At 57.2% G+C, this 5,169-nt stretch carries 6 protein-coding genes; 4 read left to right on the top strand and 2 right to left on the bottom strand.

Features of this window, described 5'->3' with window-relative positions; all coding sequences use genetic code 11:
- The 3 genes from ACIQ2A_RS25415 to ACIQ2A_RS25405 form a co-directional block, all read left to right on the top strand.
- Positions 1-533, top strand: a 533-nt coding sequence (locus tag ACIQ2A_RS25415) for a sensor histidine kinase (RefSeq protein WP_398484756.1), incomplete at its 5' end; no start/stop codon positions are given.
- 45 nt (positions 534-578) lie between these two features.
- Positions 579-797 (top strand): DUF1289 domain-containing protein, encoded by a 219-nt coding sequence (locus ACIQ2A_RS25410; RefSeq protein WP_398484754.1) that lies wholly within the window; start codon positions 579-581, stop codon positions 795-797.
- A 25-nt stretch (positions 798-822) separates the two neighbouring features.
- Positions 823-1,335 (top strand): TIGR02281 family clan AA aspartic protease, encoded by a 513-nt coding sequence (locus tag ACIQ2A_RS25405; RefSeq protein WP_398484752.1) that lies wholly within the window; start codon positions 823-825, stop codon positions 1,333-1,335.
- A gap of 127 nt (positions 1,336-1,462) precedes the next feature.
- Here ACIQ2A_RS25405 and dusA read toward each other — a convergent pair whose 3' ends face one another.
- Together dusA and ACIQ2A_RS25395 are read right to left on the bottom strand one after the other, a co-directional pair.
- On the bottom strand, positions 1,463-2,458 hold the full coding sequence (gene dusA / locus ACIQ2A_RS25400) for a tRNA dihydrouridine(20/20a) synthase DusA (RefSeq protein ID WP_398484750.1): 996 nt from the start codon (positions 2,456-2,458) through the stop codon (positions 1,463-1,465).
- 130 nt (positions 2,459-2,588) lie between these two features.
- On the bottom strand, positions 2,589-3,317 hold the full coding sequence (locus tag ACIQ2A_RS25395) for a hypothetical protein (protein ID WP_398484758.1): 729 nt from the start codon (positions 3,315-3,317) through the stop codon (positions 2,589-2,591).
- A gap of 189 nt (positions 3,318-3,506) precedes the next feature.
- Here ACIQ2A_RS25395 and ACIQ2A_RS25390 point away from each other — a divergent pair.
- Positions 3,507-5,169 (top strand): hypothetical protein (locus ACIQ2A_RS25390; protein ID WP_398484747.1); only part of this gene is annotated, 1,663 nt, incomplete at its 3' end.

Raw genomic sequence — 5,169 nt, 5'->3', positions numbered from 1 at the left:
AGCTGCGCGCCACCAGCCGCGGCATCACCATCCATGAAGTGTTCGAGCACGGCATGCCGCGTGTCTGGGGTGACGAGCGCGCCTGCCGGCAGATCGTGCTCAACCTGCTATCCAACGCCATCAAGTTCACGCCGCAGGGCGGCGAGATCTGGCTCAAGGTCGGCTGGACCGCCTCGGGCGGCCAGTATCTCAGCTGCAAGGATACCGGCTCGGGCATCGCCGAAGACGAGATCCCCATCGTGCTGGCCTCGTTCGGCCAGGGCTCGAACTCGATCAAGTCAGCCGAGCAAGGCGCCGGCCTCGGCCTGCCCATCGCCAAGAGCCTGGTCGACATGCATGGCGGCACCTTCACGCTGAAATCCAAGCTGCGCATCGGCACCGAGGTGATCATCACCTTCCCGCCGGAACGCGTGATGTCGGCGCTGGCGCCCGTCACCGACGACGCGCCGCCGCTGCAGCCGGATTACGAGATCACCGACGAGAAACGACGTCCCCGCAACAAGCCCATCATGAATGCGGGAACCGGCTTGTGAGATCACAGCTTGCGCAAGCGGGCCGAACCGCTCAAATATCGATGGATGAACAAAGAAACACCGTGCGTCGCCATCTGCGTTATCGATCCCAAAGCCAAGCTCTGCTTGGGATGCGGACGCACGCTGCCGGAGATCGCGCGCTGGGGCCGCATGGAGAGCGCGGAACGCCTCAGCATCATGGCGACGCTGGAAACCCGCATGACCGACGCCGGCTTCGCGCCGCCATCGACCTACGCGCGCAAGCCACGGCCCGCGACAACCTGAACAGGATGACGACCGGAGGCGCCGCATGACGCGCGTCGTCCTTCTGGTCATCGTCATCGTCGCCACCGCAGGTGCGGCGCTCGCTTATGGTGACCCCCAGCAGATCTCCCGCGCCGGCACGCTCGTCACCGAAATCCTGCGCAAGCAGGTTCCGCCGCCGCGACGCACTGTCGATGTACCGCGCAGCAATGGCGGCGAATTCGCTCTGCAGGCGATGATCAACGGCGTCAATGCCCCGATGGTGATCGACACTGGCGCCACATCGGTGGTGCTGTCCTGGGAGACCGCCAAGAGCATCGGCCTGCCCATCGAGTTGCTGACCTACAATGTCGATGTGGAAACCGCAGCCGGCCGCACCAAGGCGGCGCGGCTGACCCTGGACCGGCTCGCCGTCGGCAAGCTGGTGGAGCGCTCAGTCCCTGCCCTCGTCGTGCAGCGCGGGCAGATCAAGACCAATCTGCTCGGCATGAGCTTTCTCGATCGTCTGGAAAGCTGGGAAGTCCGCGCCGATGGCCTGAAGCTGCACGGCTATCCGTGAACTCCGCCCCCTCATGGTGAGGAGGCGCGCAGCGCCGTCACGAACCATGAGCTGGCTGGGCGCCGGAGCGTGCCACCATCCTTCGAGATGCGCGCAACTGCGCGCTCTTCAGGATGAGGGCTGAGCGTCAGGCCGCTTCCGACACCGCAGGCTCGTCCTCCACCAGCGCAATCGCATCGCGCAGCACGTCGATCCCGGCGCCGTGCTTCACGCCATATTCAGCCAGATGGCGCCGAAACGCGCGCGCGCCACGCACCGCATGAAACGCGCCGACAAAGTGTCGGGTGATCGAATGCAGCCGTGTGCCCTGCGCAAGCTGATCGGCGATGTATGGCATCATCGCCTCCATCACATCCTTCATCGTCGCGTGCTGCGCCGGTTCGCCAAAAATTTCGGGATCGACGGCAAGCAGGCGCCACGGCTCCTGATACGCCGCGCGGCCGAGCATCGCGCCATCCACATGCGCGAGATGCTCCTTGGCCTCCGCGATACCGGGAATGCCGCCATTGATGGCGATCGGCACATCCGGCATCGTCGCCTTCAGCCGATAGACGCGATCGTAGTTCAGCGGCGGGATGGTGCGATTTTCCTTCGGCGACAGACCGTTCAGCCACGCCTTGCGCGCATGCACGATCAGCGCATCGGCACCGGCCGCGACCACCGCTTTGGCCAGCACATCGAGTGCCACTTCCTCATCCTGATCGTCGATACCGATGCGGCACTTCACTGTCACGGGCACATCCACCGCCGCCTTCATCGCAGCGACACAGCGCGCGACGAGATCGGGCTCCGCCATCAGGCACGCACCGAAGCGCCCTTCCTTCACGCGGTCCGACGGACAGCCGACATTGATGTTGATTTCGTCATAACCGAAACCGGCGCCGATCCGCGCCGCTTCGGCCAGCTTGTCCGGATCGGAGCCACCGAGCTGTAGCGCCACGGGATGTTCGACGGCATCGAAGCCGAGCAGCCGCTGGCGATCGCCGTGAATGACCGCGGGCGTCGTCACCATCTCCGTATAAAGCAGCGCATGCCGCGTCAGCAGACGATGGAACACCCGGTTATGCCGGTCAGTCCATTCCATCATCGGCGCAGTGGCGAACTTTGAGATTTTATAAACCATATCAATAACTTACATTGTGCACTTGTCCACGATCGACTGGACAGACGGAACTTCGCTCACAACACGACAACTCACCCCATCCAATATCAGGAGGCTAAGAAGATGACAAAATACAAGGTGTAGATCCGATCTACGCGCCCTGAGACAAACGGATTACTTCGCCGAGCAAGACATCTAGGTCGGCAGCAAAATCGACCTGCACAGCCGAGGGCAGAGTCTCGCGCGAGCGTATTGGCATGTGAAGATGCATGTCGCTGATATTACGCGAAGAGCCCTCAAGGCGTTGCATTGAGGCCTTGAAAGACTTTCCGCCAGCATAGTTGGCCGCGACCTGCGCGAACGTGGTGAAGCCAAGTGTGGGCGGCACATGGTCCAGGATCGTCCGCAAGAGCATCGCTGTGGACATGTGGCAGCGGTTCGCGGCGGCGACGTTAAGTTCCCGGCAAAGCTCGACGAGGCGGGTGAAATCCCAATTGCCCGCGCCGATCTGCTGTAGCGCGACTATGCGAGCGGGATCGACATAGGGCTTCACCCCCGGTGGTGTCGCTGAAGGGGTTGCGCGCTTGCGCTGGATGGCGCGAGCCCCAGCCCGGACAATCTTCGACGCCTCCTCGACTGACGCATAGGACGGCCCGCCCGTGAAGCCGCCTGCGCCTGAATTTATGGCGTGTATGAGGTTCATCGAATAGTCGTTGGCGTGGCGGAGTTCGCCGTCGAGGATCGACTTCGCCTCGACAGCAAGAGCTTTGAATGTCGCCGAATGCTCGGTCGGCAGGATCAGTCCCGACATACTGCCGCCGTTCACAAACAGTGGAAGCAGGCGATCCATATCGTCGGCAATGGCGGTCAATTCTTGCATCATCCCAACCCCAGTCTGACTAACGCCAGTGTCACATAGCAGGACCGATAGCTAGAAAATGTAAGCCGGAGCACCCCTTCTTTGATGACGACTTATTTAGCCACACCGCCGGAAGCATCGCTACAATTTTTGCGATTGCGCAATCAACGCAACTACTATTAATTGATTTAAAAATCGATCAAGGCTGACATGGCTGACGTGGACAAAGGCCCCACCCCTACCGAATTAGTCGTACAGGAACTAACCCGTTTCCTGGAAGATAAAACGCCAGAGGTAATCTGCGTCAGAGGGCGCTGGGGCGTTGGAAAAACATACGCATGGAAGAAGGCTCTCAAGGAGGTTGCTCTCAACAATAAGCTGGCTCTCACAACCTATTCGTATGTCTCGCTTTTCGGCGTGACAACGATCGAACAATTGAAATATTCCATCTTTGAAAATCGGACGTCTGGCAAAGCCGTCGCGACAGGCGCAAACTTGGAAAGCGTGAGTGTCGGAATCAGCGATCTTATTAAGACACTCGGGCCTAAGACGCTCGAAGCACTTGCCGGAAAGACAGCCTCCGAATTGGCACAGTCCAGCACATTTCTGATGGTTCGCGAGCAATTTATCTGCATCGATGATATTGAGCGAAAAGGCAAAGACCTTCGAACGATTGATATTCTCGGTCTTGTTTCGTTACTTACTGAACAGCGTAAGTGCAAGGTCGTCATCATCCTGAATGACGAACAACTTGACGAAAAAGACGTCCTGAAAAAATACCAAGAGAAAGTTATCGATCGGTCTCTTGTCTATTCCCCATCTTCGGAAGAGTGCATCAAAATCGCACTCGACGACAACAAGGAATTTGGGAAAGAGCTCGGCGAGTTCTGTCTGGGTCTCGGCCTTTCAAACATTCGCGTTATCAAGAAAATTGAACGGGTGGTGCATCAGATATATCCCGTAATCAAAGGATACGATCCGAAGATTGTATCCGCTCATATGCAATCGTTAGCGGTCCTTGGCTGGGCTCATTACGCCGAACACGGGAGCCCTGACGCTGAAGTGCCCAACGAAAAAGTCGTCGACTTCATTATGAACCGGTATCGCCGGGGACTTTATGGAAGTTCGCCCGACCGAACCCGCGATGAAGAGCGTGTCGAAGCTTCGCTAAGGATGGTCGGATTTGAGAAGGTCGACGAAGCCGACGCTCTGCTTAACGACGGCATAAAGAACGGCTATTTCGACGAAGCAGCCCTTAAGAAATACGCAGACCTGTCAGCTGAAGCACTAAAGAACGGAGAAGCCGCGAAGCAATGGAATGCAGTGTGGGACCGATTCCACAATTCATTCGATGATGACGGGAAAGAATTTGTAGCAGAGCTTTTAGCTGGCTTTGAAAATAATGTGAAATTCATCTCGTTGAGCGACTTGAATCACTCAGTAAAAATCTTGAAACGTCTCAAACATGAGAACGAAGCGTCTGGCATAATTAAGCTTTACATGGATCAGAGATCGTCTGATCCAAATTTCTTCAATCTAAGAGCCAACGTTTTCGGGACTAACATTGACGACCCTGATGTTCGTCAAGCCTGCAATGATAAGGTAGCAACAGGAAGTAAGAAGCGCCCTCCTCACGAGATTTTGCTCGACATATACGCCAACAGAAGCTGGAATGCTGAAGACATGGCGGTTCTTGTGAACACTTCCGTCGACGAATACTACGCGATGTTCAAGATGCCACTCGGTGAAGACCACCGCAAACTGATCGCATCAGCCCTTCATTTCCGTGAAATCGTCAATCCTGAACGAGACTTTCAGATAGTCATTCAGAATGCAGAAGAAGCCTTGCGACGTATTGAAAAAGAAAACGAGT

Source organism: Tardiphaga sp., from assembly GCF_044336785.1.
Classification (GTDB): Bacteria; Pseudomonadota; Alphaproteobacteria; order Rhizobiales; family Xanthobacteraceae; genus Tardiphaga.
This window is presented reverse-complemented; position numbering and strand designations above follow the sequence as displayed.